The sequence below is a fragment of the Limnohabitans sp. genome, assembly GCF_044373035.1.
GTDB lineage: Bacteria > Pseudomonadota > Gammaproteobacteria > Burkholderiales > Burkholderiaceae_C > Limnohabitans_A.
Genome location: NZ_JBILQU010000035.1, coordinates 1 through 25,831, shown reverse-complemented (window position 1 = coordinate 25,831; position 25,831 = coordinate 1). Strand labels below are relative to the sequence as shown.

Annotated in this window: 28 protein-coding genes and 2 pseudogenes; 14 read left to right on the top strand and 16 right to left on the bottom strand. The window is 60.4% G+C overall.

Features of this window, described 5'->3' with window-relative positions; translation table 11 throughout:
- Positions 1 to 185: pseudogene (locus tag ACIQ47_RS07400) on the bottom strand (hypothetical protein); the annotation flags it as partial.
- A 210-nt stretch (positions 186 to 395) separates the two neighbouring features.
- Between ACIQ47_RS07400 and ACIQ47_RS07395 the strand changes: the two are divergent.
- Positions 396 to 1,061 carry a CoA pyrophosphatase gene (locus tag ACIQ47_RS07395; protein WP_396437528.1) on the top strand — a complete coding sequence of 222 codons (666 nt, stop codon included), beginning with the start codon at positions 396 to 398 and terminating at the stop codon, positions 1,059 to 1,061.
- Positions 1,062 to 1,068: 7 nt separating this feature from the next.
- Positions 1,069 to 2,034 carry a CobD/CbiB family protein gene (locus ACIQ47_RS07390; protein WP_396437527.1) on the top strand — a complete coding sequence of 322 codons (966 nt, stop codon included), beginning with the start codon at positions 1,069 to 1,071 and terminating at the stop codon, positions 2,032 to 2,034.
- 14 nt (positions 2,035 to 2,048) lie between these two features.
- Here ACIQ47_RS07390 and rsgA read toward each other — a convergent pair whose 3' ends face one another.
- From rsgA to ACIQ47_RS07375, 3 genes are read right to left on the bottom strand one after another with little or no spacing between them, the layout of a single operon-like run.
- Entirely contained in the window at positions 2,049 to 3,029 is a 981-nt protein-coding gene (gene rsgA / locus ACIQ47_RS07385; RefSeq protein ID WP_396437526.1) for a ribosome small subunit-dependent GTPase A, read from the bottom strand.
- 6 nt (positions 3,030 to 3,035) lie between these two features.
- Positions 3,036 to 3,347 (bottom strand): 4a-hydroxytetrahydrobiopterin dehydratase, encoded by a 312-nt coding sequence (locus ACIQ47_RS07380; RefSeq protein ID WP_396437525.1) that lies wholly within the window; start codon positions 3,345 to 3,347, stop codon positions 3,036 to 3,038.
- Positions 3,344 to 4,603, bottom strand: coding sequence for a M48 family metallopeptidase (locus tag ACIQ47_RS07375; protein WP_396437524.1), 1,260 nt, complete (start codon positions 4,601 to 4,603; stop codon positions 3,344 to 3,346). Before ACIQ47_RS07375 ends, ACIQ47_RS07380 begins: the two co-directional genes overlap by 4 nt.
- A gap of 94 nt (positions 4,604 to 4,697) precedes the next feature.
- Between ACIQ47_RS07375 and orn the strand changes: the two genes are divergently transcribed.
- Complete coding sequence (orn, locus tag ACIQ47_RS07370) at positions 4,698 to 5,282, top strand: oligoribonuclease (protein ID WP_396437523.1); 585 nt, start codon at positions 4,698 to 4,700, stop codon at positions 5,280 to 5,282.
- Positions 5,283 to 5,542: 260 nt separating this feature from the next.
- Positions 5,543 to 7,633 carry a DEAD/DEAH box helicase gene (locus ACIQ47_RS07365; RefSeq protein ID WP_396437522.1) on the top strand — a complete coding sequence of 697 codons (2,091 nt, stop codon included), beginning with the start codon at positions 5,543 to 5,545 and terminating at the stop codon, positions 7,631 to 7,633.
- A 165-nt stretch (positions 7,634 to 7,798) separates the two neighbouring features.
- On the opposite strand, the gene rplS is transcribed toward ACIQ47_RS07365, so the two are convergent.
- From rplS to rpsP, 4 genes are all read right to left on the bottom strand, one after another.
- Positions 7,799 to 8,182, bottom strand: coding sequence for a 50S ribosomal protein L19 (gene rplS / locus ACIQ47_RS07360; protein ID WP_090045435.1), 384 nt, complete (start codon positions 8,180 to 8,182; stop codon positions 7,799 to 7,801).
- Positions 8,183 to 8,298: 116 nt separating this feature from the next.
- Complete coding sequence (gene trmD, locus ACIQ47_RS07355; protein ID WP_396437521.1) at positions 8,299 to 9,096, bottom strand: tRNA (guanosine(37)-N1)-methyltransferase TrmD; 798 nt, start codon at positions 9,094 to 9,096, stop codon at positions 8,299 to 8,301.
- A gap of 28 nt (positions 9,097 to 9,124) precedes the next feature.
- Positions 9,125 to 9,742 (bottom strand): ribosome maturation factor RimM, encoded by a 618-nt coding sequence (gene rimM, locus ACIQ47_RS07350; protein WP_396437520.1) that lies wholly within the window; start codon positions 9,740 to 9,742, stop codon positions 9,125 to 9,127.
- Positions 9,743 to 9,758: 16 nt separating this feature from the next.
- Positions 9,759 to 10,010 carry a 30S ribosomal protein S16 gene (gene rpsP, locus ACIQ47_RS07345; RefSeq protein WP_396437519.1) on the bottom strand — a complete coding sequence of 84 codons (252 nt, stop codon included), beginning with the start codon at positions 10,008 to 10,010 and terminating at the stop codon, positions 9,759 to 9,761.
- A 132-nt stretch (positions 10,011 to 10,142) separates the two neighbouring features.
- Here rpsP and ACIQ47_RS07340 point away from each other — a divergent pair.
- Both ACIQ47_RS07340 and ACIQ47_RS07335 read left to right on the top strand, forming a co-directional pair.
- Positions 10,143 to 10,462: pseudogene (locus tag ACIQ47_RS07340) on the top strand (GNAT family N-acetyltransferase).
- An 8-nt stretch (positions 10,463 to 10,470) separates the two neighbouring features.
- Positions 10,471 to 10,917 carry a hypothetical protein gene (locus ACIQ47_RS07335; protein ID WP_396437518.1) on the top strand — a complete coding sequence of 149 codons (447 nt, stop codon included), beginning with the start codon at positions 10,471 to 10,473 and terminating at the stop codon, positions 10,915 to 10,917.
- 13 nt (positions 10,918 to 10,930) lie between these two features.
- Here ACIQ47_RS07335 and folK read toward each other — a convergent pair whose 3' ends face one another.
- From folK to ACIQ47_RS07310, 5 genes are read right to left on the bottom strand one after another with little or no spacing between them, the layout of a single operon-like run.
- On the bottom strand, positions 10,931 to 11,431 hold the full coding sequence (folK, locus tag ACIQ47_RS07330; protein WP_396437517.1) for a 2-amino-4-hydroxy-6-hydroxymethyldihydropteridine diphosphokinase: 501 nt from the start codon (positions 11,429 to 11,431) through the stop codon (positions 10,931 to 10,933).
- A 31-nt stretch (positions 11,432 to 11,462) separates the two neighbouring features.
- On the bottom strand, positions 11,463 to 13,031 hold the full coding sequence (pcnB, locus tag ACIQ47_RS07325) for a polynucleotide adenylyltransferase PcnB (protein WP_396437516.1): 1,569 nt from the start codon (positions 13,029 to 13,031) through the stop codon (positions 11,463 to 11,465).
- A complete protein-coding gene (locus ACIQ47_RS07320) occupies positions 13,028 to 13,696 on the bottom strand; it encodes an HAD family hydrolase (protein WP_396437515.1) in 669 nt (222 codons plus the stop codon). The genes pcnB and ACIQ47_RS07320 overlap by 4 nt, the downstream gene beginning before the upstream one ends.
- Positions 13,693 to 14,379 carry a DnaA regulatory inactivator Hda gene (gene hda / locus ACIQ47_RS07315; RefSeq protein WP_396437514.1) on the bottom strand — a complete coding sequence of 229 codons (687 nt, stop codon included), beginning with the start codon at positions 14,377 to 14,379 and terminating at the stop codon, positions 13,693 to 13,695. Before hda ends, ACIQ47_RS07320 begins: the two co-directional genes overlap by 4 nt.
- Positions 14,376 to 15,491, bottom strand: a complete 1,116-nt coding sequence (locus tag ACIQ47_RS07310; protein ID WP_396437513.1) for an AI-2E family transporter — start codon at positions 15,489 to 15,491, stop codon at positions 14,376 to 14,378. The genes hda and ACIQ47_RS07310 overlap by 4 nt, the downstream gene beginning before the upstream one ends.
- 129 nt (positions 15,492 to 15,620) lie before the next feature.
- Between ACIQ47_RS07310 and purM the strand changes: the two genes are divergently transcribed.
- On the top strand, positions 15,621 to 16,673 hold the full coding sequence (gene purM, locus ACIQ47_RS07305; protein ID WP_396437512.1) for a phosphoribosylformylglycinamidine cyclo-ligase: 1,053 nt from the start codon (positions 15,621 to 15,623) through the stop codon (positions 16,671 to 16,673).
- A gap of 61 nt (positions 16,674 to 16,734) precedes the next feature.
- On the opposite strand, the gene ACIQ47_RS07300 is transcribed toward purM, so the two are convergent.
- Complete coding sequence (locus tag ACIQ47_RS07300; RefSeq protein WP_396437511.1) at positions 16,735 to 17,595, bottom strand: SirB1 family protein; 861 nt, start codon at positions 17,593 to 17,595, stop codon at positions 16,735 to 16,737.
- A gap of 10 nt (positions 17,596 to 17,605) precedes the next feature.
- On the bottom strand, positions 17,606 to 19,171 hold the full coding sequence (gene murJ / locus ACIQ47_RS07295) for a murein biosynthesis integral membrane protein MurJ (protein ID WP_396437510.1): 1,566 nt from the start codon (positions 19,169 to 19,171) through the stop codon (positions 17,606 to 17,608).
- 173 nt (positions 19,172 to 19,344) lie between these two features.
- Between murJ and rpsT the strand changes: the two genes are divergently transcribed.
- A complete protein-coding gene (gene rpsT / locus ACIQ47_RS07290) occupies positions 19,345 to 19,653 on the top strand; it encodes a 30S ribosomal protein S20 (protein ID WP_396437509.1) in 309 nt (102 codons plus the stop codon).
- Positions 19,654 to 19,951: 298 nt separating this feature from the next.
- On the opposite strand, the gene ACIQ47_RS07285 is transcribed toward rpsT, so the two are convergent.
- Positions 19,952 to 20,272 (bottom strand): DUF3579 domain-containing protein, encoded by a 321-nt coding sequence (locus tag ACIQ47_RS07285; RefSeq protein ID WP_296292324.1) that lies wholly within the window; start codon positions 20,270 to 20,272, stop codon positions 19,952 to 19,954.
- Positions 20,273 to 20,482: 210 nt separating this feature from the next.
- On the opposite strand from ACIQ47_RS07285, the gene ACIQ47_RS07280 reads away from it, so the two are divergent.
- From ACIQ47_RS07280 to kynA, 6 genes are all read left to right on the top strand, one after another.
- Entirely contained in the window at positions 20,483 to 21,685 is a 1,203-nt protein-coding gene (locus ACIQ47_RS07280; RefSeq protein ID WP_396437508.1) for an aspartate aminotransferase family protein, read from the top strand.
- Complete coding sequence (gene argF, locus ACIQ47_RS07275) at positions 21,682 to 22,617, top strand: ornithine carbamoyltransferase (RefSeq protein ID WP_396437507.1); 936 nt, start codon at positions 21,682 to 21,684, stop codon at positions 22,615 to 22,617. The genes ACIQ47_RS07280 and argF overlap by 4 nt, the downstream gene beginning before the upstream one ends.
- A 1-nt stretch (position 22,618) precedes the next feature.
- The gene (locus ACIQ47_RS07270; RefSeq protein ID WP_296292327.1) at positions 22,619 to 22,927 is read left to right on the top strand and encodes a YkgJ family cysteine cluster protein; all 309 of its coding nucleotides are present in this window, start codon (positions 22,619 to 22,621) and stop codon (positions 22,925 to 22,927) included.
- A gap of 63 nt (positions 22,928 to 22,990) precedes the next feature.
- Positions 22,991 to 23,629, top strand: coding sequence for an arylformamidase (gene kynB, locus ACIQ47_RS07265; RefSeq protein WP_296292328.1), 639 nt, complete (start codon positions 22,991 to 22,993; stop codon positions 23,627 to 23,629).
- Between the two features lie 23 nt (positions 23,630 to 23,652).
- Positions 23,653 to 24,939: a kynureninase gene (gene kynU / locus ACIQ47_RS07260; protein WP_396437506.1), complete on the top strand. Its 1,287-nt coding sequence runs from the start codon at positions 23,653 to 23,655 to the stop codon at positions 24,937 to 24,939.
- Between the two features lie 10 nt (positions 24,940 to 24,949).
- A complete protein-coding gene (gene kynA, locus ACIQ47_RS07255; protein ID WP_396437505.1) occupies positions 24,950 to 25,831 on the top strand; it encodes a tryptophan 2,3-dioxygenase in 882 nt (293 codons plus the stop codon).

Here is a 25,831-nt window from a genome sequence, read left to right as displayed (position 1 = left end):
AGGGCCTGGGACAGCAAGCTGATCAAGCCCTGGCGGTTGACCGATTCGCCGGTGGCCCCCATCGCGCCTTGCTGGGCCAACCAGATCAAGAATCGGCCGTCGATCAAAGCCATGCAGGTGCTGCCTCGGTGATCGCCAAAGCGGCGTTCGGAACGGGCGTCGGGAGAGAAATAATCGCGTTTCATGAAATGACCTGTATCCATATGTATAAAACCAGTAACGTTGCTAAATAGGGCAACCCGTTCATTTTACGGCCAGGCCTCTGTGCGCTGGGGCCAAGACCGCCGCGGGTGCCGCGCCAGCATGCATGCCCTTGTCGGTTATAAAGACCGACCGTGTCCAAAAATCCACTGTTTGATCCCCGACAAGTCCCGGTTTGGCAAATCGACCACGACATGCCCGCTGTGCCGACTGCTTTTTTGCAGCCCGAAGCCCTCAAGGCCCGGTTTGCTCAGCCACCTGTGTGGCAGCCGGAAGTGGTGCGCGAAAGCTTCACCTCTGAGCGCCCCCCAGTGCAGGCGGCGGTGCTGGTGCCCATTGTGATGCGCGGGCCGCAAGCTTCGTCACCCACAGTGCTCCTGACGCGCCGCGCCGCACACATGAAGACCCATTCGGGACAAATTGCGTTTCCCGGCGGCAAGGTGGACCCCGAGGACGCCAACATGCAGGCCACAGCCTTGCGCGAGGCCGAAGAGGAAGTCGGTTTAGCGGCCCGCCATGTGCAGGTCATTGGCGAGTTGCCGGTTTACATCACGGGCACCTCGTTTTGGGTGACGCCAGTCATTGGCCTGGTCTCGACCGATTTCGAACTGCACCTGAATACAGACGAGGTGGCCGATGTGTTTGAAGCGCCTCTGTCTTTTTTGATGAACCCGGCCAACCACCGGCGACATGCCTTCGAGTGGCAGGGATCTCAGCGACAATGGTTTTCGATGCCGTACGAGGAGTGCCGAATCGCCCCCAATGGCGAAGTCCAGACGGTGGAACATTTCATCTGGGGTGCCACTGCCGGGATGCTGCGTAATTTCTACCGCTTCCTGGCTGCCAACCCGTCAACATGAGAATGCCATGAGTTTTTTTGCCATCTTGCTGGCCCTGGTGCTGGAGCAAGCCCGCCCCCTGAAGGCCGACAACCAGGTCTTTGCCGCTGTCGAGCACTGGACGGCCTGGGTGGTGCGCACGTTCGACGCAGGCACCCGGCCACAGGCTTGGGTGACGTGGGGTATCACTGTTTTGTCCCCTGCCTTGCTGGCCGTGCTCTTGCATTGGTTGCTCGATTGGACGCTGGGCTGGTGGGTGGCTGTGCTGTGGAATGTGGCCCTGCTCTATGCGACGCTGGGTTTCCGGCAATTCAGCCACCATTTCACCGGCATCCGCGAAGCCCTGGAAAACGGCGACGAAGACAAAGCCCGCGAGTTGCTGGCGCAATGGCAGCAGGTGCAGGTGGGGCAAATTCCACGCAGCGAAATCGTGCGGCACGTGATCGAGTACTCGGTGATCGCCGCGCACCGCCATGTGTTCGGGGTGTTTTTTTGGTACGCCGCCCTGTCCATCATCGGCCTAGGGCCAGTGGGCCCGGTGATTTACCGCCTGACAGAATTTACCCAGCGCCGCTGGCAAACACCTTCAGCTGATGGCTCTTTGCCCAGCGAGGTGTTGCGCTCCGTCTCGACAAGGGCGTGGCAGGCCGTGGACTGGCTGCCCTCGCACATGACGGCTTTGGGCTTTGCCATTGTGGGCAGCTTTGAAGATGCCATGGACGGCTGGCGGCAGCACGCACAGAATTTTCCGCAAGACAATGATGGGGTGATCCTGGCAGCTACGGCTGGGGCCATCAACATCCGTTTGGGTGGCGCGGCTTTGCAACCCGTGGCCGAGGGCATGACAGCGCCCGACAACCTGGACAGCAGCAGTACCCCCGGGCGCGTGGCCAGCGTGGCCCACTTTGCCCAAGTGGTGGGCCTGGTCTGGCGCACGGTCATCATGTGGCTGGTGCTGGTGGCTTTGCTGACCATGGCCAACTTGGTGGGCTAAAGGCGCCCTGCCCTTCACCAGCGCTGCTGGCCCAACTCCTCAAACAGCTGCGCGTAAATGCGGTGACGGCGTACGCTGATGGTGCCGGGATGCTCAGCGGTTTCAACTTGCACCAACACGGCGCAACCTGGTTCGTGCAAATGCGTGCAGTTGTAGAACTTGCAGCCGCCAAAGTGCTTTTTCAAATCGGGCATTAAGTCGGCCAGGCGCGTAGGCTCGATGTGGTGCAGGCCAAACTCCTGAAAACCGGGGGAGTCGATCAAGGCGGTGCGTGCAGCACCATCTTCAGCAGAACCATCCAGCGCGGGCACCCAGTACCAACGCGTGCTGGTCGTGGTGTGCTTGCCCGAGTTGAGCGCCAGCGAAATCTCGCCGGTTTCCACCTGCGCATCGGGCACCAAGCGGTTGATCAGCGTGCTCTTGCCACTGCCCGACGGACCCAGCACCAAGGTGGTCAGTCCTTGCAAATGCGCACACAAGGCGGCCACGCCATCGTCGGCCACCGGGCTGCGAGGGCTCAGGCTGATGGGCATCACGCTGTAACCCATGGCGCGGTAAGGCGAGAGGCGCTCCCAGGCTTGTGCAAAGGGCTGGGCCAAGTCACTTTTGTTGAGCGCGATGATGGGCGTGATGCGCTCGGCCTCGGCCGCCACCAAGGCGCGTGAGAGTTGGCTTTCTGAATATTCAGGATCGGCGGCAATCAAGATCAGCACGCGGTCCAAGTTGGCGGCAAAGGACTTGGTGCGGATTTCGTCTTGCCTGTAAAACAGGTTGCGGCGTTCTTGCAGTTTTTCGATGCTGCCCTCGTCGCCTGCGATTTGCCACAGCACCTGATCGCCCACCACCACTTGGTTTTTCTTGCCCCGAGGGTGGCAAATCAGGCGGCGGCCTTCGGGTGTCTCGACCAAGCAGTGGCGGCCATAGGTGGCCACCACCAAGCCTGACTCCAGACCCTTGGTCAGGGGCAAGGCCGGGCGAGCTTTCGATTTATTCATGCCGCTTCATACCGGTAGCAAGGCATCGGTTTGCGAGGCTGCTTCAAAGTCCAAGCGGCTCAAGCCATGAACGTCGTGTGTGTTCCAGCGCACTGCGCAACGGCGATAAGTCAAGACCAGCTCCGGGTGGTGGTTGAGCTTTTCAGACAACCAGCCCACGCTGTTGACAAACAGCAACGCATGCGTGTGTTGGGCAAACTCAAAGGTTTTCTCGATGACGACATTTTCCCCATCGCCCGACAAACGCCAGCCCGAAATTTGGCCAAGCGCCATGATCACCTCGGTGGGCTTGAGGGCGCGAATTTCCAAGGTGCTCATGCGTTTTTCATCCTCAGCAGACGTTCGCTGGCCGGCGGGTGCGAATAGTAAAACTTCACGTACAACGGATCAGGTGTCAGAGTCGAAGCATTGTCTTGGTAGAGCTTGAGCAAGGCCGAAGACAAGTCTTGGCCTGGCGTTTGCGACACCGCATAGGCATCGGCCTCGAACTCTTGCTGACACGATCGCCAGGACGACATGGGCGCGAAGAACAAAGTGAAGACAGGCGTGACCAACATGAACAAAACCAGCGCCAGCGCATCGTTGCTGCCCGACAGGTTGGGCATCACGCCCAAGCCGGTGTAAAACCAGACCTGCTGCGCCAACCAGCCGAGCAGCGCCAACCCCGCCAGCGTCATGGCAAAACTGGTGACCATCATTTTGACGATGTGCTTGTGCTTGAAATGGCCCAGCTCATGGGCCAACACCGCTTCCATTTCGGCTGGGCTCAGTTGCTTGAGCAAGGTGTCAAAAAACACCACGCGCTTGCTGGCTCCGAAGCCTGTGAAAAACGCATTGGAATGCGCCGAGCGGCGGCTGCCGTCCATCACAAAAAACCCTTTGGCGGTGAAGCCCGCGCGTTGCATCAGGCCCTGCACGCGGGTCTTGAGCGACTCGTCTTCCAGGGGCGTGAATTTGTTGAACAGCGGCATGATCACATTGGGGGCAATCGCCATCAAAAACAATTGCCAAATCACCAACACACCCCAGGCCCACAGCCACCACCACGCGCCCCCAGCTTGCATGAGCCACAGCACCACCCACAGCAGCGGCAGGCCCAACGCCAAACCCAACACCAGTCCCTTGGCCAAATCGGCCAACCACAAGGCAGGCGTGATCTTGTTGAAGCCAAATCGCTGCTCCACGCCAAAGGTTTGCACCAGCGACAAAGGCAGCCCGATCAGGCCACCGACCAGCATGAAGCCCAGCACCAGTCCGATTTGCTGCGCCATGCCGGGACCCATCCAGTCCAAAAGCAGCTGATTGAGCGCATCGAGCCCGCCCAGCAGTGTCCAGCCCAACAGCACGGCGGCCTCCAGGGCTATGTCGATTTGCGACAACCTGGTTTTGGCCAAGGTGTAATCGGCCGCTTTTTGGTGGTCGGCCAAAGCCATGGTGTCGGCGTAAGCCACAGGTACCGCACCGCGGTGGCAGGCCACATGCCGCACCTGGCGGACGTTCAGCCAGAACTTGAGCGCCACATGGGCCAACAAGGCCACCACCAGCGTCAGGGTCAAAGTCAGGGATGCATTCATGCCGCCATTGTAGAAGCCGCACCTTGGGTGCCGTGAGGGGCACCGCGATTCAAGCCCATAGCCAAGGGCTCATGGCATCGGCGACAATCCTTGGATGTCTGATGCGAACACCCACACCTCTGAAGCCGCAGAGCTGCCCAAATCCGACCAGAACCTGGTCTGGATCGATTGCGAAATGACGGGCCTGGACCCTGAAAAAGAACGTCTGCTGGAGATCGCCGTCATCGTGACCGGCCCGCACCTCAGGCCCCGCATAGAAGGCCCTGTGCTGGTGATTCACCAAAGCGACGAACTGCTGAACCAAATGGACAAGTGGAACAAAGGCACCCACGGCAAAAGTGGGCTCATCGACAAGGTCAAGGCCTCGACCACCAGCGAAGCCGATGCCGAAGCCCAGATCCTGGCCTTTCTGAAAATGTACTTGCCCAAAAACAGTTCACCGCTGTGCGGCAACACCATCAGCCAGGACCGGCGCTTCTTGGTCAAGTACATGCCCAAGCTGGATGCGTTTTTCCATTACCGCAATTTGGATGTGAGCACCCTCAAAGAGTTGTCTCGCCGCTGGAAGCCCGAGGTGTATGCCAGTTTCAAAAAGCAGCAAAAGCACACCGCCCTGGCCGACGTGCACGAATCGATCGACGAGCTGGCACATTACCGCGAGCATTTCATCCGTTTGTGATCTTTTCAGGGAAAACCCTAGCGATTTTTCTGATCCGTGCCATAATGGCGGGATCGCTGCACAAAGGTGCAGCGTTTCATACATCTCCCTTCATGCCTTGACCCAACGATAGGGTCACTCACAGCGGCCAGGCTCCACGCCCAGCGCCACTCGCGAGCACCGTTTGATGGTTGATGTTTTTTCAACCTTGCGGTGCCTGCGGCCATCAGCAACAGTTTTCTGTTAGCGGCCGTTGTTCCGTGCGAGTTTTATACATACACATGACCGACACTTTGAACACAGTGCAGGACGACTTGTCGCCTGCCGAAATCACATCCATCGCCACCGAGTCGACTGCACAAGCAGCCCCGACCAATTTGGCCACTGAAATCATGGTCGCTGCAGCGGCTGAAATCACCGCCGACGCAGTACCTGAAGTCGACGTCGAAGAGGCCGAAGAAATTGAAGCCATCGCCGATGTGCCCAACGGCTTCGTTGAGCTGGGCTTGGCCCCTGAGTTGGTGCAAGCCGTGGCCGATCTGGGCTACACCCAGCCCACCGCTGTGCAATTGCGTACCATTCCTTTGGCGTTGCCCACGGCAGGCGGCTCCAAAGATGGCAAGTCCAATGGCTACACCGACATGATGGTCTCCAGCCAGACCGGCAGCGGCAAAACCGCCGCCTTTTTGCTGCCCGTTTTGCACACCCTGATTCAGCAAATGGCCGACCAAGAAGCCGCTGAACGCGCCGAATTCGACCAAGCCTGCGCCGACGCTGCCGCCAAGGGCGAGCCCGCACCCAAGCGCGCCAAGCGCAAAGACCCCACCAACCCACGCAACTTCAAGGCCCCCGCCCCCGGCGCCCTGATCGTGTGCCCCACACGTGAATTGGCCCAACAGGTGGCGCAAGACGCCATCGAGTTGGTCAAGCACACGCGCGGTCTGCGCGTGGCCAACGTGGTCGGCGGCATGCCTTATCAGCTGCAAATTGCCAAGCTGCAAAACGCCAACCTGGTGGTGGCCACACCTGGCCGTTTGCTCGACCTGCAGCGCTCCATGCAAATCAAGTTGGACCAAGTTCAGTTTTTGGTGGTGGACGAAGCCGACCGCATGCTCGACCTGGGCTTCTCGGACGACCTGGCTGACATCAATGACATGACCAGCCAGCGTCGCCAGACCATGATGTTCAGCGCCACCTTCGCGCCACGCATTCAGCAACTGGCCATGCGTGTGATGCACGACGGCGGCTCTTCGGTTCAGAAAATCCAGATCGACAACCCCCAAGAAAAGCACAACAACATCAAACAGGTGCTGTTCTGGGCCGACAACGCCCAACACAAGCGCCAGATGCTTGACCACTGGTTGCGCGACGCTACGATCGACCAAGCCATCGTGTTCTCCAGCACCCAAATCGAATGCGACGGTTTGGCCGCTGACTTGCAACAAGACGGCTTTTCGGCTGTGGCCCTGCACGGCGCCTTGAGCCAAGGCATGCGCAACCGCCGCCTGATGGCCTTGCGCAACGGCCAGGTCCAGATTCTGGTCGCGACCGACGTCGCCGCTCGCGGCATCGACGTGCCCACCATCACCCACGTCTTCAACTTCGGCTTGCCGATGAAGGCCGAGGATTACACCCACCGCATTGGCCGCACAGGCCGCGCTGGCCGCGATGGCTTGGCCGTGACCTTTGCCGAAATCCGTGACCGCCGCAAAATCGGTGACATCGAGTCCTACACACGCCAGCCGTTCAAGGCCGAAGTGATTCCAGGCCTGGAGCCCAAAGTGCGCGTGCCCGAAGCCCGTAAGCCCATGGGCCGTGGCGGTGACCGCTTTGGTGGCGAGCGCAATTACGCCAACGCAGGCGGTGGTTTCCGTGGTGGCCGTCCCGCCCCCGGTGGCCGCGACTTCGGTGGCAACCGTGACCGCGACAATGCTGGCGGTGGTTTTGACAACCGCGCCCCGCGTGGCAACTTCCGCGACGAGCAGCCCCGCTTTGAACAACGCGCAGAACCCCGCTTCGACCAGCGCAAAGAAGGGGGCCGTTTTGACGCTCCCCGTGGTGACAACCGTGGCGGCGACCGCTTTGAGCAACGCGCTGCACCCGCACACCCCTGGGACAAGGGCGACAGCCGCCCTGCCCCGCGCCAAGACGCACGCCAGGACGGTCCACGTCAAGGTGGCCGCTGGGAAGAGCGTGGTGGTGACAACCGCAACGCCGCCCGCCCTGCCCCCCGTGGCGCGGCGGGAGCAGGTGACAAGTTCGCCCGCGGCCCCAAGCAGTTTGGTGCAGGCAACTTCAAACCCCACGCCGCAGGCGAAGGCCCTGCAGGCAAGCGTGGCGGCACCCGCGTGCTGAAAATCACTCGCGGTTGATCGTTTTCCTGGGTTTAACCCAGGACTTCAAGATCTCCACCAAGGTCTTGCCCCCACCGGCAAGGCCTTTTTTCATGGACGGAATGGATGCGTGTTTTGACGCGCCCATAAAAAAACCGCCCTGGGCGCAAACCCGGGCGGTTTTCTCGCAGGGCCGAAAAGGCTTTACGCTTTGGCAGCAGGAGCTGCTTTGCGCTGAGGCAACTTTTCTTTGATACGTGCCGACTTGCCGCTGCGGTCACGCAGGTAGTACAGCTTGGCGCGGCGAACATCACCACGGCGCTTGACTTCGATGCTGGCGATCACGGGGCTGTAGGTTTGGAAGGTACGTTCCACGCCTTCGCCACTGGAGATCTTGCGCACAGTGAAGCCGCTGTTCAGACCACGGTTGCGCTTGGCGATCACAACACCTTCGTAGGCCTGGACACGCTTGCGCGCACCTTCTACCACGTTGACGCTGACGATCACGGTGTCGCCGGGGGAAAACTCAGGAATCACTTTACCCAAACGGGCAATTTCTTCCTGCTCAAGAGTTTGAATCAAATTCATTTTTTGAACTCCGTCCGATCATGCCTCGCTACACAAGGGGCGATCTGTGTTGTAGGGGCCATGTTTGTGCATGACTGAACCAGATCGCGGCGGGTAGAGGATCGAAAAGCCTGCCATTATAGCTTTTTCGCAGACAAGGCCTCGTCCGTACCAAACATGTTGCCACGAGCTTGTTTCAGAAAGGCCTCGTCCTGGCGGTTCAGCCCCCCAGTCTGACGGGCTTGCTCGAGCAACTCGGGGCGGTGCATGGCCGTCAAACTCAGGCTTTGTTCGCGCCGCCAGCGTTCAATGTGCGCGTGGTGGCCCGACATCAATTCAGGCGGCACCGCTTGGCCCTGCCAGACTTCGGGGCGGGTGTAATGCGGGCTGTCCAGCAAACCATCGAGTGCCGGATTGAAGCTGTCGAGCTGGTGGCTGCCCTCGTCGCCCAGCACACCCGGCTGCAATCGGGCCACCGCATCCAGCAAGGCCATGGCGGCGATTTCACCACCCGAAAGCACAAAGTCGCCCAAACTGATTTGCTGGTCCACATACTGGTCAATCAAGCGTTGGTCAACGCCCTCATAACGACCACACAACAACACAGCGCCTACGCTCGCCGACCATTGCTCAACGGCACCATGGTTCAGCGTCTGACCAATGGGCGAAAACAGCACCAAAGGTGCAGGGCTTGTTTCCTGGCGCGCAGCCCGGATGGCCGTCAGGCATTTGAACAAGGGCTCGGCCAACATGACCATGCCAGGACCACCGCCAAATGAGCGGTCGTCGATTCGGCGGTAATTGCCTTCGGTGTGATCGCGGGGATTCCAGAAATGCACTTCCACCAAACCACTTTCGTAGGCACGGCGCGTGATGCCACTGGTCAGCAGCGGTGCAAACAACTCGGGAAACAGGGTGATGATGTCAAAGCGCATGGATGACCTCCGCTGCTGTGGCTGTGATTCAGTAATCGGGCTGCCAGTCAACGGTGATGCGTTTGCCAGGCAGATCGACAGCATCGACGAACGCCGCAACAAAAGGAATCATGCGCTCAATGGCTTTTCCGCCTTCGACTTCTGAAGGCGCCTCAATGACAAGCACCGTTTGCGGGCCCGTCGACATGAGGTCACGCACCAGCCCTAGGTCGAGACCCTCTCGATTGACCACCTGCAAGCCCAGCAAATCAACCCAGTAATACTCACCATCGGCCGCTGCAGGAAAGCTGGAGCGGGGGACAAAAATGCGTGCACCACGCAAAAACTCTGCCGCATTGCGGTCGTCTATGCCCTGAGCAAAAGCCACCACAGTGTCGGAATGATTTTTGACTTCTTTGATGGGGAGCAACAAGGGCTCAACCCAAATTGCCTGACCCGGAGCCACTGGGGCAGCCTCTGTCGAGCGTTTGGGCTTCATTGGCCTGTCAGGCGGCAACAAGAACCACTGCTTGGAAGAAAAAAGCGCCTCGGGGGAGGCGCTGTGGGGCAAGACTTTGAACCAGCCTTTGATACCCCAGGCATCGGTGATGCGCCCGATTTCGATGGCGTCGGCCGGCAAAGCGGCAGTATCCAAGGCGGGGCGCATGGGCTTTAACGGCCTATCAGACTGCGACTTTGCCAGCCTGACGGATCAGGCGTTCCACAGTGGGAGAAGCCTGGGCCCCAACGCCTGTCCAGTAAGTCAGACGGTCTTGTGCAATGCGCAAACCCTCTTCGCCACCTTTGGCTGTGGGGTTGTAGAAACCGATGCGCTCGAGAAAGCGACCATCGCGACGCACGCGCTTGTCGGCAACGACGATGTTGAAAAAAGGACGTGCTTTAGAGCCGCCGCGGTTCAGACGAATAACAACCATGATTTATCCTTGGGTGGTTGGGTCTGACCGGAGCAAATGCCGGTCAACCCGTTTTCTATCAGCGTTTGAGACACGCAGCTGGCCACCCGGCCAGTGACACACTGATCAGCCCGCCATTATACAACGTGAGCCTTGCCGTTGATCCGTCCCAGCCGCGACGAAGACATCGTCGCCTTCACCGCCATTCACGGCCACCATGTGCTCACCGGCACAGGCACCTTCGAAATCGCCCCCACCGAGGCGATAGGGCGGGCCGCCGGGCGCGTTGGGGTGCGCACATTTTTAGCTGTCGTTGGCGATTTTGCCTATGCGGGCTCGATTGGCGTGCACACCGCATTGGGTTTCAGCCACGTCGGTGTGCTCAAGTCCTGCGGCTGGAGATTCGACCGCTGGCTCGATGCGGTCACAATAAAAAGCCTTTGGGTGCAGGTGACAGCCCCACTCCGCAATAATCAACAAGATGAAAAACAAAACAATTGCAACTTGGTTGGCTTTTTGGACGGGCCCTCTGGGCCTTCACCGCTTTTACCTTTACGGGTTTTCAGACACGCTGGCTTGGTTGCTGCCCATTCCAACAGCACTGGGTTTTTATGGGTTGGAGCGCGTGCAGCTGCTGGGCCAAGACGACACGCTCAGTTGGTTGCTGATCCCCTTGTTGGGATTCACAATCGCCGGCTGCGCTTTGAACGCCATTGTTTACGGCCTGAGCAGCATTGAGAAATGGAATGCCAAATTCAACCCAGAAGGCGAAGAACTCAACCCAGCAGGCCGCACCCACTGGGGCACAATCATCGGCATCGCCAGCGCATTGCTCCTGGGCACCACCGCCTTGATGGCCAGCCTGGTCTTCAGCTTCCAGCGCTATTTCGAATACCAGATCGAGGCCGCCCGCTTGATCAGCCAGTAAGGCCTGCACCGGCTCAGGCACCGCCTAGCGCACCCTCTGGCACGCGTTCAATGCCCTGCCCCGCCACACGCATCAAGTCTTCAGGGCTGACGCGCTCTGGCCACACATCGGCCAAGGGAAAGAGCACAAAGGCTCTTTCACGCCAGCGCGGATGAGGCACCGTCAAGCGCGGGCTGAGCACCTGGGCGTCGCCGAAGAAAAGCAAATCCAAATCCAAAGTTCTTGGGGCATGCAGATAAGGACGCAGTCGGCCTGCTTGGTTTTCGATGGCCTGCAAAGCATCCAGCAAATCGGGGGCCGTCAAGCCCGTCTCGATGCGGGCCACGGCATTGAAATAATCCGGCCCCTGTGCCTCATGCGGCGCAGTGCGGTAAATTTGCGAACAGTTGAGCAGCTGGGTGCTGGGCAAAAGCGCCAAGGCATCGAAGGCTTCCCGCACCCTCTGCCGTGCATCGCCCAAATTGGCCCCAAGCGCCACATAAGCGGTCACGTTCTGACGCGGCAAGTGGGCCATGGGCAAGATTCTGGGTTCATTCAGGGGCGACTCAGCCCGTAGCGCCAGAATCAGCAGCCGAATCGCCCCCCTCACCGGGTTTGCGGCGGCGACGGCGGCGTTTTTTGGGCTCGCCAACGCCAACGCCAACGTTATCTGAATCTGAAGCGCCGGGCTTTGTGTCCAGTGGTGCAGGCGCTGGCGCGCCTTCTGATCGGGGTGCGCGGAGCACTCGCGGCTTGGCTGCCTGCGAGACTTGCTGCTCGGCCTTGGCCGCCTGCACCAGGTCTTCACGCTCCGAATCACTGGCCATACTGAACTCTTGCCACCAGTCGGCCAAGCGAATGTCCACTTCCTCGATGTCTGCTCTCAAACGCAAAAAGTCAAAGCCTGCGCGAAAGCGTGGCTGCTCGACCAGGCCAAAGGGCGTGCTGCCCACCCGCTTTTCAAAGCGGGGCTGCATCATCCAGATCTCGCGCATATCAGCCGCCAGCTTGCCGCGCCCGGACACATCGCCGATGCGGGCATCAAACACCTCATCGATCGCGTCTTGCAGGGCCGGGTGCGGGTGCTCTTTGCGGGCCAGGCGTTTGGCCCAGCCTTCTCGCACATCGGCCCACAACACACAAGCCAGCAAGAAGCTCGGGGCGACCGGCTTGCCCTCGCCCACGCGGCGGTCGGTATCGGCCAGCGCCACTTGCACAAAAGCACTGTCCACCCGCTCCACCACCACATCCAGCAAAGGGTAAACGCCGGTGGCCAGGCCCAGCTTTTTCAGCTGCTCAATGGACGCCAGCGCATGTCCGGTTTGCAGCAGCTTGAGCATCTCATCAAACAAACGGCTTTGCGGTACGTCGGCCAGCAAAGTGGCCGACTGGGTCAGGGGCTTGGCGGTCTTGGCCTCCAGTTTGAAGCCTAAGTGGCTGAGTTTGGCGGCAAAACGCACGGCGCGAATGATGCGCACCGGGTCTTCGCGGTAACGCGCCACAGGATCGCCAATCATGCGCAGGACGCGCTTTTTCGAATCCTGAATGCCACCGTGGTAGTCCACCACGATTTGCGACTCGGGGTCGTAGTACATGGCGTTCACGGTGAAATCGCGCCGCGTGGCGTCTTCGTCTTGAGGACCCCAAACGTTGTCGCGCAGCACACGACCTGAGGAGTCCACCGCGTGCTTCATCCCCGCCAACTCACTCTTGCTGGTGCGTTCGTTGCCTTTGACCTGCTCAGCCGCTGCGTTGTCCAGGTGCGCCCGGAATGTGGAGACTTCGATCACCTCGTTGTCGCGCCCCCGGCCGTAGACCACATGCACGATGCGAAAGCGCCGCCCAATGATGAAAGCGCGGCGAAACAGACCCTTGACTTGCTCAGGCGTGGCATTGGTGGCCACGTCAAAGTCTTTGGGACGCAGGCCCAGCAACAGGTCACGCACCGCGCCGCCCACGATGTAGGCCTCAAAACCAGCTTGCTGCAGGGTGCGCGTCACGTTGATGGCGCGCTCGTCCACCAAGTTCGGGTCGATGCCGTGCACAGACGCGGGCACCTCGGTGCGGCGGCCAAAATTAGGTTGGTTGCTTTTGGGCGCTTTGCCCATCAGCTTGTCGATGAATTGTTTGATCATTCTTGAAAGAGTTCGAGGATGCGCCAGCCGCGCTCTGTGGCCAGTTGACGCAACCGAGCGTCAGGGTTCGTTGCCACCGGATGGTGGGCTTTTTCCAAAAGCGGCAAATCGTTCATGGAGTCCGAGTAGAACGTCATCTCCACGTCGCCCCAACCCAGGCCTTTTTGGTTCAACCAATGCGCGACCCGGATGACTTTACCTTCCCGAAACGACGGGGTGCCCCGGATCTCGCCCGTGATCCAGCCGCTGGCATCGCGTTCAAGGTCGACTGCGATCAACTCGCTCACACCAAAGGCTTGAGCAATCGGACGGGTCACAAACTCGTTGGTGGCGGTCACGATCATGACCGTCTCGCCCGCGAGTTGGTGCAATCGTACCAGCGCCAGCGCCTGCGGCGTGATGCGAGGGCGGATCACTTCGTCCATATAACGGGCGTGGGCTTGGGCCGCCTCGGCTGCGCCGCGTTCGCGGGCGGCGCAGGTGGCAAAGCGCACGTAGTCATGAATATCGAGTGTGCCCGCCTGATAGTGGGCATAAAACTCGTCGTTGCGCTGGCCGAACACCGCCGGGTCGGTCCAACCCATTTCGGTGGTGAACACGCCCCAGCTGTGGTCAGAGTCCAGTGGCAGCAAGGTGTGGTCCAGATCAAACAGGGCGAGTTTCATTCATTCTCCAACATCGCACGCACCAACGGGATGGTCAGGGCGCGCTGCGTTTGCAAGGCGTAGTGGTCCAAGTGGTCGAGCAGCTGCATGAGGCTGCCCAAATCACGCGAAAAGCGCTTGAGCATGTAAGACATGACCTCGTCACTCAAAAACAGGCCCCGGACGTCGGCCTCTTGTTGCAGCACGGCAAGGCGCTCGGGCTCTCCAAGGACCTGCAGGGCCTCGATGTGACCCCAGCCCAAGCGGCTGCGCAAGTCGTCGCGCAGCTTCAGATCGGCCGGAGGCAAAGCCCCTGCGGCCAAGACCCAGCGCGGCGTGCCGCTGCGGGGCGCCAAAGCGTTGACGAACCAATTGAAGGCGGTGTGCTGTTGCTCGGCGTTGTACAGGTGCACATCGTCCATCAGCACGGCGACCCAGCCGTCGTTGAACTCGGGCGGATCCATGATGTGGGCGTCGAACCAGCCGACCTGCGCGCCCTGCTCTTGCAGCGCATGGTGCACCGCGTGCAGCAAATGGGTTTTGCCTGAACCGCTTTCGCCCCACAAATAACTGGGCACGGGGGAGCGGCTGCCCGATGCGGTCCACAAACGCAAGTGTCTCAAGGCCGCCGCGTTGGGGCCTGCAAAAAAATTGTCCAGCGTGGGCGTTGAAGCCAAGCCGATGTCCAAAGCCAGTTGCTTCATGCCCGGTCTGGTCCCTGCTTGGCATCGTCAGAACCGCTTTGTTGGTAAAGATCGCTTTGCAGGTATTGGTGACGCAAACGGCGCAAGCCCACCAACAAGACGGCACTGGCTGGCAAGGCGATCAGCACACCCACAAAACCCAGCACCTGACCAAAAGCCATCAAGGCCAAAATCACAGCCAGCGGGTGCAAGCCGATGCGCTCCCCTACCAGGCGAGGCGTCAGCACAAAGCTCTCAAGCAACTGCCCCAGGCCGTAGACCACGGCCACCATCATCACGGCTTGCGAGGGCGCCAACTGCAGCAAGCCCGCCAACAGCGCCAGCACCAGGCCCAGGCCAAAACCCAGGTAAGGCACAAACACGGCCAGTCCGGTGAACACTCCGATGGGCAGTGCCAGATCCAGCCCAAAAAAACTCAGGCCCAATGCGTAAAACACGGCGAGTGCCAGCATCACCAGCATCTGCCCGCGCAGGTACTCGCCCAGCACCTCGTCGCAGTCGTGCATGAAGCCATCAAAACGCTCGCGCCAGGCTGGTGGCACCAACTCCAGCACACTGTTGACCAGCCGAGTCCAGTCGTACAACATGTAAAACAAAGCCACGGGCACCAGTACCGCATAACCCACCAAAGCCAGCGCCACGCTGCCGCCGAGTTTGAGCGAGGACATGAGTGGGGCCCACCAGTCTTCGCGGTTCGCGCTCAGATAAGTCACCAGTTGTTTTTTCAGTTCGTCCAGATCCAGCGAAACATTCAGGCCCAGCTGGGCCAACAAAGGGTTGATGGCATCGCCCACGCGGTCGAGCAACAAAGGCAGTTGCTGCTGCAACAGGGGCCATTCGCGTACCAGGATCGGCACCAGCAACAAAAACAACCCCAAAAGGGACAGCAAGGCCAGCGCCTCCACCAACACCACCGCCAGAGCACGAGGCAAACGCCCACCGGACACACCCTCTAGCCTGATCACCAAGGGGTGCAGAACATAGGCCATGACCGCTGCAATGACAAACGGGGCCAGCACCGGCGCGAGCAACCATAAAACCAGCACAGCCAGCAGGGCCACGCCCAGCCAGGCGGCCAGTCGGGTCATCAAAAAAGGAAGGGGGGCTTGCATGCAGTCTCTTGTTTTGTCAGGGTCAGTGCTGTTCGCTCAGTGCTAACCCTTAAAATAAGCTTTGATTTTAGTCTGCCAGCCCGTTTATTGCCCCTCTCCCCATTCACATGCCCCAACCGGGCCAAATCCATGACTCAACCCCCTCTTTCCTACAAAGACGCTGGCGTCGACATCGTTGCGGGCGACGCGCTGGTCGAACGCATCAAGCCCCTGGCCAAAAAAACCATGCGCGAAGGCGTGCTGGCTGGCATCGGTGGTTTTGGCGCGCTGTTTGAAGTGCCCAAGCGCTACAAAGAACCCGTGCTGGTGAGCGGCACCGACGGCGTGGGCACCAAGCTCAAACTGGCGTTTGAATGGAACATGCACGACACCGTGGGCATCGATCTGGTGGCCATGAGCGTGAACGACGTGCTGGTGCAAGGGGCCGAGCCCTTATTCTTTCTGGACTACTTTGCCTGCGGCAAACTGGACGTAGACACTGCAGCGGCGGTGGTGGGCGGCATTGCCAAAGGTTGCGAGCTGTCGGGCTGCGCCCTGATCGGCGGCGAAACCGCTGAGATGCCCGGCATGTACCCCTCTGGTGAATACGACTTGGCCGGTTTTGCGGTCGGCGTGGTCGAAAAATCCAAAATCCTCACGGGCCAGAACGTGAAAGCCGGGGATGTGGTGCTGGGCCTGGCGTCCAGCGGCGTGCACTCCAACGGGTTTTCCCTGGTGCGCAAATGCATCGAGCGCGCAGGTGCCAACACCCCGGCCAGGCTCGACGGCAAACCCTTCAAGCAAGCCCTGATGGAGCCCACCCGCCTGTATGTGCTGAACGTTTTGGCCGCATTGGCTGCGCACCCGAACACGGAAGAAGCCTCGGGCATCAAGGCCTTGGCCCACATCACCGGTGGCGGTTTGCTCGAAAACATCCCCCGCGTGTTGCCCGATGGCCTGGCCGCCCACCTGCAAAAAAGCAGCTGGCCTCAAACCGAGCTGTTTGCCTGGCTGCAAAAGACGGCTGGCATCGACGACCTCGAAATGAACCGCACCTTCAACAACGGCATTGGCATGGTGGTGGTGGTGGACGCAGCCGAAGCCCAGTCCTGCGCCGCCACACTGCGCGGCTTGGGTGAAGCGGTTTACACGATTGGGCGCATCGCGCCGCAAGGCGATGGGGCCCAGGTGGTGGTGTCCTGAGCTTTTGGGCCTCAAGCCATTGGGCTTGAAAACTAAAATTCGAGGCCGAATCAGCACCCGGTCAAAGCGCTGAAAGCTCGTTGACCCGGTTGCGCAACGCCGCCGTGTCGGGCGCTGCCGGCGCGAACTCCAAATACTGCCTCAGGTCCTGCAAGGCCTCGTGCACATGCCCCAACTCGGCGTGCACCAAGCCCCGGTCGCGTCGCTCGTCCCAAGCCTCGGGCAGTAAAATCACCAACCGCTCTAGCACCTGGAGCATGCGGGGCCAATCTTCTTGCGAGCGGAAAATTTCTTTCAGATTGCGCAGCATGCGGGCCAACATGTCGCGGGGTGGGCAGGCTTGCAAATACAAACCCAAAGGGGTTTCACCCTCGTCCAAGTCGGGGGCTGCGAACTGGTCTTCGGGGGCCCTGTAAGGACTCAGCCTGTCTGACAAACTGTCCAAGCCCAAGGACTCGCCCGTGAGCGGATCCAGCACCACCAAGCCGCCCTCCAGCGCCACTTTGACCAAAAAATGACCAGGAAAGGAAATGCCTTGCGCCTGCAAGTCCAAGGCTTGGGCCAACTCCAGCCAAATCACTGCCAGTGAAATCGGAATCCCCCGGCGCGTGCGCAACACGTCAAAGATGTAGCTGTTTTCAGGGGCGTAATAGTCGTTGGCATTCATCCCAAAACCCAGGTCTTTGTAAAACACCTGCGTCAAGTTGGCCAATCGGGTCAGGTCATCGGCCGCCACGGGCATGCGCGCCTTCACCCTTTTGACCAAGCGCGCCACATCGTCGAGCACCTGCTGCACATCCAGCGTGGGTTCTTCATCCTGCGCCAAACTGGCCGCAGCCTCCAGCAAGGGGAACTGATCGTCGCTTTGCACCAAGCTGGCAAAGTAACTGAGCGGGGTCGGGGGGGATAAATTCAAAGACATTTGGAATGGTTCAACGCTTGAGAAAGGTCTTGAGCCGCAAACCTGTGGCCCACAACACGCCAAAATAAAGCAAGGCAGAGCCCGCCAAAACCACCGCCATCCAGCCGATGCGCAGCCAAGCCTCTTGGCGCATGGCCACCCAGGGCAAATGGTTCGCAGCGAACCACAGCAAGGCCGTCATCAAGGCGGTTGCCAGCAGCACCTGCAAGCCAAAGCGCCACCAGCCGGGCTGCGGTTTGTAACTGCCCCGACGCAGCAATCCCACCAGCAGCCACAAGGCATTGACCAAAGCGCCCAAGCCAATGGACAACGCCAGCCCGGCGTGGGCCAAATAAGGCACCAGAATGACGTTGAAAATCTGCGTGAGCACCAGCACCACCGCCGCGATGCGCACCGGGGTGCGGATGTCCTGGCTGGCGTAGTAACCCGGGGCCAGCACCTTGATGGCCACCAGGCCCAGCAAGCCCACGCCGTAGCCCGTCAGGGCCAAAGTGGTTTGCTGCACATCGCGGTCGGTGAAGGCCCCATAGTGGTAAAGCACCGACACCAGTGGCTGCGAAAACACCAGCAAAGCCGCCGCACAAGGCAAGGCCAGCAGCAACACCCATCGCAAACCCCAGTCGAGCATGGCCGCATAACGTTCCATGTCTCCTGTGGCTTTGGCTGCGGCCAATTGCGGCATCAGCACCACACCCAGCGCAACGCCCAAAATGGCCGTTGGAAACTCCATCAAACGGTCGGCATAGGTCAACCAACTGACGCTGCCCGGGGCCATGTAAGAGGCGATCTGGGTGTTGATGAGCAGGGAAATTTGGGCCACGCCCACGCCAAGCAAAGCCGGCCCCATCAGGCGCAGGATGTTCAAGGTGGCGGGGTTGGTCCAGGCTTTCTTGACGGCGCGGGGCCGCACGCCCAGGCGGGGCAACAAACCCAGCCGGGCCAAGGCCGGAATTTGCACCGCCAACTGCAACACCCCGCCCACCATCACACCCACGGGCAAGGCATAAATGGCCTCCACACCTTGCTTGGCCAACCAGGGCGACAAAAACCAAGTGGCGGCGATCACGCTCACATTCAGCAGCACGGGCGTGGCTGCGGGGACAGCAAAACGCTTCCAAGTGTTCAAAATCCCCGCCGATAAGGCCACCATGGACATGAAGGCGATGTAGGGAAACATCCAGCTTGTCATGTTGACGGCCGCGCCGTAACCCCGGGCATCTTGCTGCAAACCACTGGCCAAAGCCCACACCAGCCAAGGTGAAGCCAGCACACCCAAGACCGATAAAGCCAGGACCGACCAGGCCAGGGCCGTGGCCACGCTGTCGATCACTTCCTTGGTGGCTTCGTCGCCATGCTGGGCACGACTGGCGGCCAGCACTGGCACAAAGGCCTGGCTGAACGCCCCTTCGGCAAACAGCCGACGAAACAAGTTGGGAATGCGAAAGGCCACATTGAAGGCGTCGGTCAAGGCGCTGGCCCCGAACATGGAGGCGATGAGCAACTCGCGCACCAAACCCGTGACCCGGGAGGCCAGGGTAAAAATTGACACAACGGAGGCAGATCGTAGGAGGCTCACAGAGGGCGAGTGTAGCGGTCACTTTCTGACTGACCCGCAAGGCCATGACAACGACGGGGATTGGCGCGCAGGCCAAGGCTGGCGCTCACTGCTCAGAGCAGAAGACTCGCTGAAGGTCTGCTAGAATATTCGGTTCGCTGGACATCATCCTCAGACATTGAAAGAACTTATACATGGCATCCGCTAAACCCAAAAAGAAAAACCCCCGTCTTGCATCCGGTCGTAAACGCGTCCGTCAAGACGTCAAAATCAATGCTGCGAACTCTTCGCTGCGCTCCAAATACCGCACCGCCGTGAAAAACGTCGAAAAAGCCGTTGCAGCAGGCGACAAGTCCAAAGCCACCGAGTTGTTTGCCAAGATGCAAACCGTGGTGGACATCATTGCCGACAAGGGCATCTTCCACAAGAACAAGGCCGCTCGTGACAAGAGCCGCCTGAGCGCCAAAGTCAAGACTCTGGCTCACGCAGCGACTGCAGCCTGATCCGCTCCACCAGATCAACAGCCCGGCGAGGCCCCGTCCTCGCTGCCGTTTGAAACGGGTGCGCTGTCCGCGAACACTGAACCGCCCAGGTGCAAACCTTGGCGGTTTTTTCATGGGCGCTTGTCATCCGCTGGGCGAAGGCTGAGTTGGGGCCATCGCCGGGCTCCTCATGACTCGCTTCGCTCGTAAAAATCGTCACCCGGCGATGGCCCCAACTCAGCGAGGTGCATTGCAATCTGTCTAACCAACCTCGTTGGAAACAAAAAAACCGCCCTTGGGGGCGGTCGGTTCATGGTTCTTATTTTTTGGGAGGTGGGTCAGGCAACAAACAGGCTTCAGCCACTTGCAAGCCATTGTCGCGCGCGAAGTTCATCACAAAATCCCAGGCCATGACGTTGTGATCACGCAGATCGTGGTTCACGATGACGCACTTCACCCCCGCCAAGGTGGTGGGAATGCACCAAGGCGAATAACTCAAGTGGCTGCCCGGAACAGCGCCGCCGGGGCGAAAGGGGCTCATGACGCCCGCCAGGCGTTCGGCCCAGTCGCTGGGCCTGAAAGGCTTGCCGTCCTGGGTGATGCCCTGGATGAAAACTTCTTTGGCGTTGTGGGAAACCATCGGATAGAGGTGTAAGTCGGTCGGACCCGCAGGGCGGGATCGCCACCCGCGGGTTTACCCAAGTATTCTATCTTATATAAGACTTGAAGCGATTCAAAACGCCTTGGCGAAAGGCTGGAAAGAACAGGCCGCCCGGCCGCCCTTTCTGCCTCTAAAATCCCACCTCAACGGCTCTCCATGTTGAGCCGCTTTTTTTTCCGGAGTTCACGCATGACCGCTCACATTGAAGCCGCCTCACCGCACACCATGAACACCTATGGCCGACTGCCGATCGCACTCAGCCATGGTCAAGGTTGCCGAGTCTGGGACGTCAATGGCAAGGAGTACCTCGACGCATTGGCCGGTATTGCCGTGAACACCCTGGGGCACAACCACCCCGATTTGGTGCCTGCGCTGCAGGACCAGCTGGCCAAGATGATCCACAGCTGCAACTACTTCCATGTGCCCAACGCCGAAGTGCTGGCGGCCAAGCTGGTCGAGTTGTCGGGCATGACGAATGTATTTTTCTGCTGCACCGGCCTGGAAGCCAACGAGGCGGCCATCAAACTGGCGCGCAAATACGGTCACGACAAGGGCATCGACAAACCCGAGATCGTGGTCTACGAAAAAGCCTTCCACGGCCGCAGCATCGCCACTCTGAGCGCCACGGCCAACGAGAAGCTGAAAAAAGGCTTTGGCCCTATGCTTGAAGGCTTTGTGCGCGTGCCGGTCAACGACATTGAAGCCCTCAAAAAAGCGACCGAAGGCAACCCCAACGTGGTGGCCGTGTTCATGGAAACGATCCAGGGCGAAGGTGGCATCAACCCCATGCGCATCGAATACCTGCAGCAAGTGCGCGCCCTGTGCGACCAAAAAGACTGGCTGATGATGATCGACGAGGTGCAGTGCGGCATGGGCCGCACGGGCAAATGGTTTGCCCACCAGTGGGCAGGCATCGTGCCCGACGTGATGCCGCTGGCCAAAGGCCTGGGCTCGGGCGTGCCGATTGGCGCGGTGGTGGCGGGCCCCAAGGCCGCTCACATTTTCCAGCCCGGCAACCACGGCACCACTTTTGGCGGCAACCCGCTGGCCATGCGCGCCGGGGTCGAGACCATCCGCATCATGGAAAAAGACGGCCTGATGGCCAATGCAGCACGGGTGGGTGACCATCTGCGCGGTGCCCTTGAAAAAGCCCTGGCGGGCGTTCAGGGCGTGAAAGAGGTTCGCGGCCAGGGCCTGATGTTGGGCATTGAACTTAACCGCCCTTGCGGTGCCATTTGGACACGGGCCGCCGAAGCTGGCCTGCTGCTGAGCGTGACGGCCGACAGCGTGATCCGCTTGGTCCCGCCGCTGGTCATGACCGAAGCCGAAGCCGACGAAGTGGTCGCCATTTTGGTGCCCCTGATCAAGAATTTTTTGGCAGAAACGCCATGAGCATCGCCCCAGCGCCCGTGCGGCACTACCTGCAGTTCACCGACCTCTCGGCTAACGAGTACGCGCATGTGTTTGCACGCGCCGCCGAGATCAAGCGCAAGTTCAAGGCCTACGAAAAATACCACCCGCTGGCCGACCGTACGCTGGCCATGATTTTTGAAAAAGCCAGCACCCGCACCCGTGTGAGCTTTGAAGCGGGCATGTACCAGCTCGGCGGCTCGGTGGTGCACCTGACCACCGGCGACAGCCAACTGGGCCGCTCCGAGCCCATCGAAGACAGCGCCCGCGTCATCAGCCGCATGACCGACATCGTCATGATCCGCACCTATGGCCAAGACAAGATCGAGCGCTTTGCTTCGCACTCGCGTGTGCCGGTCATCAACGGCCTGACCAACGAGTTCCACCCCTGCCAAATCCTGGCCGACATCTTCACCTACATCGAACACCGGGGTTCCATTCAGGGGAAAACCGTGGCTTGGGTGGGCGACGGCAACAACATGGCCAACACCTGGCTGCAGGCGGCCGAGCTGCTGGGTTTCACGGTGCACCTGAGCACGCCCAGCGGCTACGAAGTGGACCAGGCCGTGGCCGGTTTGCGCAGCGCCGACAGCTACAAAATTTTCAAAGACCCCGAAGATGCCTGCCGAGGCGCAGATTTGGTCACCACCGACGTGTGGACCAGCATGGGCTTTGAGGCCGAAAACGAAGCGCGCAAGAAAGCCTTTGCCGACTGGTGCGTGGACGAAGCCATGATGCAAGTGGCCCAGCCCGACGCCCTGTTCATGCACTGCCTGCCCGCGCACCGGGGTGAAGAAGTCAGCGCCGAAGTCATTGACGGCCCGCAATCGGTCGTGTGGGACGAAGCCGAAAACCGCATGCATGCACAAAAAGCGCTGATGGAATTTTTGCTGCTGGGTCGCGTGAACGCCTGACATGTCTGCCTGCACCACCTGCGGCGCTTGCTGCGTCAGCTTCAGGGTGGACTTTTCTGTTTCCGAATACGAAGAAGGCGGCGGCGATGTCCCCGCCGGGCTGGCCTCACCCATCACCGAGCACACCTGCCGCATGCGCGGCACCGACCACAGCCCGCCACGCTGTGCAGCCCTGTATGGCAAAACGGGCGAAAAAGCGATCTGCGGCATTTACGAATGGCGACCTTCACCCTGCCGTGAGTTTGAAGAAGGCAGCCCCGCCTGCGAACAAGCGCGCCGCCGCCACGGCCTGCCTGCGCTCAACGCCTGAATTTCACGGGTGTTGGAAATAACCGACACCACGGTTTTTTCTGGGGTGCTACCTTCGAACACCATGAAAAAACTTTGGGACAAACTTTGGGATATATCCCCGCCTGTTGACGCGCACAGCCCTGTCTTTCCGGGCGACACGCATTACACCCAGCAATGGGCCGCCACGCTGTCGGACACCTGCCCAGTCAACGTGAGTGCCATCACGATGTCGCCGCATGTGGGCGCACATGCTGATGCGCCGCTGCACTATGACCCGCAAGGCGCGACCGTTGGCGCTTTGGACCTGCAGCCTTTTCTGGGCCATTGCCGCGTGATCCATTCGCTGGACGCAGGCCCCTTGATCACCATCGCCCACCTGCAGCACGCCCTGGCCGATCTGCCCCCACGCGTGCTGGTGCGCACTTACCGCCAGTTTCCACTCGCGCAGTTCGACCCCCAACTCACCGGTTTTGACCCCGCCTGCGTGCAGCACCTGGCCGATCTGGGCGTGCTGCTGATCGGCACCGACAGCGCCAGCATCGACCCGGCCGACAGCAAGCTGCTGCCCAGCCACCAGGCCATCCGCCAACGCGGCTTGCGCGTGCTGGAAAACCTGCTGCTTGATGACGTTCCGGAAGGCGATTACGAACTGATCGCCCTGCCCCTCAAACTCATGACCGCCGACGCCAGCCCGGTGCGAGCGGTGTTGCGCGAACTTTGAAACGCCATTTGAAAGACTCACCCATGATGAACCTCACCCCAACCCTGCAAGACTGCGAACTGCTGGACGCGCAAGACCCTTTGCGAAGCCTGCGTGCGCAATTTGACCTGCCCACAGGGGTGATTTACCTGGACGGCAATTCGCTGGGCGTATTGCCCAAAACCGCCCCGGCCCGCGTGGCCCATGCCGTCACCCACGAATGGGGGCAAGACCTGATCAAAAGCTGGAACAGCGCCGGTTGGTTCAACCTGCCCCAACGCGTGGGCGACAAAATCGCCCGCGTCATCGGAGCCCAAGCCGGCGAAGTGATCGCCGCTGACAGCACCTCGATCAACCTGTTCAAAGTGCTGGCCGCCGCGCTGCACATCGCCGCCGCCGACCACCCGCACAAAACCAAAATCGTCAGCGAACGCAGCAACTTTCCGACAGACCTCTATATCGCCGAAGCCCTGTGCAAAGAACGCGGCTACACCCTCCAACTGGTCGAAGCCGACGACATCGCCACCGCCCTCCAACCCGATGTGGCGGTGCTCATGCTCACCCATGTGAACTACCGCACCGGCACCATGCACAACATGCAAACCGTCACCGCGCAGGCCCACGCGCAAGACATCCTGACGGTGTGGGACCTGGCACACAGTGCAGGCGCGGTGCCGGTGGACCTGAACGGCTCAGGGGCCGACTTTGCGGTGGGCTGCGGCTACAAATACTTGAACGGCGGCCCCGGCGCGCCGGCTTTTGTGTGGGTACACCCGCAACACACCGACCGCTTTTGGCAACCGCTGGCGGGATGGTGGGGCCACGCCGCACCCTTTGCCTTCACGCCCGACTACCAACCCGCCAAGGGCATCACCCGCTACCAGTGCGGCACGCAGCCCATCTTGAGCCTCACGGCGCTGGACTGCGGCTTGAACGCTTTTTTGAGTGCCCAAGCGCTGGGCGGCATGGCCGCGCTGCGCCAAAAATCGCTGGCGCTCACGGGCCTGTTCATGCAACTGGTGCGCACGCGCTTGCACGGCCACGGCTTTGGCATCGCCACACCGACTGAGGAAGCCCTGCGCGGCTCACAAGTGAGCCTGACCCGCTCCGATGGTGCCTACGCCATCGTGCAAGCCTTGATCGCACGCGGCGTGATCGGCGACTTCCGCGCAGGCGACGGCGGCCAGCACCCAGACATCCTGCGCTTTGGATTCACGCCGATGTACATCGGTTACGCCGATGTGTGGCACGCTGCAGATCACTTGGTCCAAGTCATGGAAAGCGGCGAATGGCAAGACGCCCGCTTCGCCCAGAAAAACGCCGTGACCTGAAAGGCACCCCATGAGTTCCTGCCCTTTTTCCTCCGCACCCAACACGGTCAACGCAGTGCCCGGCGAGCGCATCGTGCAAGAAGAAAAAGCCCAGCTCGACTTTGACGGTCGCATGAGCTACGGCGACTACCTGCAGCTCGATGCGATCCTGAATGCACAACAACCGCTCTCGCCCGACCACAACGAGATGCTGTTCATCGTGCAGCACCAAACCAGCGAGTTGTGGATGAAGCTGATGCTGCACGAGTTGCAAGCGGCCATGCACAACATGGCGGCGGACGAACTGCCCGATGCCTTCAAGAAGCTCGCCCGCGTCAGCCGCATCATGGAGCAACTGGTCCATGCCTGGGACGTGCTGGCCACCATGACGCCCCCCGAGTACAGCGCCATCCGCCCCTACCTGGCGCAGTCCAGCGGTTTCCAAAGCTGGCAATACCGCTGCATTGAATTTTCAATGGGCAACAAAAACGCCGCCATGCTGCAGCCCCACGCGCACCGCCCCGACCTCTTGGCCATCGTGCAAGCGGCTTACGAAGCGCCATCGCTGTACGACGAGTGCTTGCGCCTTTTGAAGCGCCGTGGCCTGGATGTGCCGGGCACCCACACCCAACGAGACTGGCGTCAGCCCTACCCGGCCAGCGAGGCGGTGGAAAACGCCTGGCTCGTGGTTTACCGCAACCCCAAGGCACATTGGGACCTGTACCAACTGGGCGAAGAACTGACCGATCTGGAAGACGCCTTCCGCTTGTGGCGCTTTCGGCATGTGACCACGGTGGAGCGCGTGATCGGCTTCAAGCGCGGCACGGGCGGCACAGGCGGCGTGAGCTATTTGCGCAAGATGCTGGACACTGTGCTCTTCCCGGAAATCTGGACGCTGCGCACGCAGCTGTGA

Bases quoted from the DNA above. Each gene is read 5' to 3' on its own strand.
- ACIQ47_RS07395 (WP_396437528.1), top strand. From the start codon at position 396: ATGCCCGCTGTGCCGACTGCTTTTTTGCAGCCCGAAGCCCTCAAGGCC.
- ACIQ47_RS07390 (WP_396437527.1), top strand. From the start codon at position 1,069: ATGAGTTTTTTTGCCATCTTGCTGGCCCTGGTGCTGGAGCAAGCCCGC.
- rsgA (WP_396437526.1), bottom strand. From the start codon at position 3,029: ATGAATAAATCGAAAGCTCGCCCGGCCTTGCCCCTGACCAAGGGTCTG.
- ACIQ47_RS07380 (WP_396437525.1), bottom strand. From the start codon at position 3,347: ATGAGCACCTTGGAAATTCGCGCCCTCAAGCCCACCGAGGTGATCATG.
- ACIQ47_RS07375 (WP_396437524.1), bottom strand. From the start codon at position 4,603: ATGAATGCATCCCTGACTTTGACCCTGACGCTGGTGGTGGCCTTGTTG.
- orn (WP_396437523.1), top strand. From the start codon at position 4,698: ATGTCTGATGCGAACACCCACACCTCTGAAGCCGCAGAGCTGCCCAAA.
- ACIQ47_RS07365 (WP_396437522.1), top strand. From the start codon at position 5,543: ATGACCGACACTTTGAACACAGTGCAGGACGACTTGTCGCCTGCCGAA.
- rplS (WP_090045435.1), bottom strand. From the start codon at position 8,182: ATGAATTTGATTCAAACTCTTGAGCAGGAAGAAATTGCCCGTTTGGGT.
- trmD (WP_396437521.1), bottom strand. From the start codon at position 9,096: ATGCGCTTTGACATCATCACCCTGTTTCCCGAGTTGTTTGCACCGCTG.
- rimM (WP_396437520.1), bottom strand. From the start codon at position 9,742: ATGCGCCCCGCCTTGGATACTGCCGCTTTGCCGGCCGACGCCATCGAA.
- rpsP (WP_396437519.1), bottom strand. From the start codon at position 10,010: ATGGTTGTTATTCGTCTGAACCGCGGCGGCTCTAAAGCACGTCCTTTT.
- ACIQ47_RS07335 (WP_396437518.1), top strand. From the start codon at position 10,471: ATGAAAAACAAAACAATTGCAACTTGGTTGGCTTTTTGGACGGGCCCT.
- folK (WP_396437517.1), bottom strand. From the start codon at position 11,431: ATGGCCCACTTGCCGCGTCAGAACGTGACCGCTTATGTGGCGCTTGGG.
- pcnB (WP_396437516.1), bottom strand. From the start codon at position 13,031: ATGATCAAACAATTCATCGACAAGCTGATGGGCAAAGCGCCCAAAAGC.
- ACIQ47_RS07320 (WP_396437515.1), bottom strand. From the start codon at position 13,696: ATGAAACTCGCCCTGTTTGATCTGGACCACACCTTGCTGCCACTGGAC.
- hda (WP_396437514.1), bottom strand. From the start codon at position 14,379: ATGAAGCAACTGGCTTTGGACATCGGCTTGGCTTCAACGCCCACGCTG.
- ACIQ47_RS07310 (WP_396437513.1), bottom strand. From the start codon at position 15,491: ATGCAAGCCCCCCTTCCTTTTTTGATGACCCGACTGGCCGCCTGGCTG.
- purM (WP_396437512.1), top strand. From the start codon at position 15,621: ATGACTCAACCCCCTCTTTCCTACAAAGACGCTGGCGTCGACATCGTT.
- ACIQ47_RS07300 (WP_396437511.1), bottom strand. From the start codon at position 17,595: ATGTCTTTGAATTTATCCCCCCCGACCCCGCTCAGTTACTTTGCCAGC.
- rpsT (WP_396437509.1), top strand. From the start codon at position 19,345: ATGGCATCCGCTAAACCCAAAAAGAAAAACCCCCGTCTTGCATCCGGT.
- ACIQ47_RS07285 (WP_296292324.1), bottom strand. From the start codon at position 20,272: ATGGTTTCCCACAACGCCAAAGAAGTTTTCATCCAGGGCATCACCCAG.
- ACIQ47_RS07280 (WP_396437508.1), top strand. From the start codon at position 20,483: ATGACCGCTCACATTGAAGCCGCCTCACCGCACACCATGAACACCTAT.
- argF (WP_396437507.1), top strand. From the start codon at position 21,682: ATGAGCATCGCCCCAGCGCCCGTGCGGCACTACCTGCAGTTCACCGAC.
- ACIQ47_RS07270 (WP_296292327.1), top strand. From the start codon at position 22,619: ATGTCTGCCTGCACCACCTGCGGCGCTTGCTGCGTCAGCTTCAGGGTG.
- kynB (WP_296292328.1), top strand. From the start codon at position 22,991: ATGAAAAAACTTTGGGACAAACTTTGGGATATATCCCCGCCTGTTGAC.
- kynU (WP_396437506.1), top strand. From the start codon at position 23,653: ATGATGAACCTCACCCCAACCCTGCAAGACTGCGAACTGCTGGACGCG.
- kynA (WP_396437505.1), top strand. From the start codon at position 24,950: ATGAGTTCCTGCCCTTTTTCCTCCGCACCCAACACGGTCAACGCAGTG.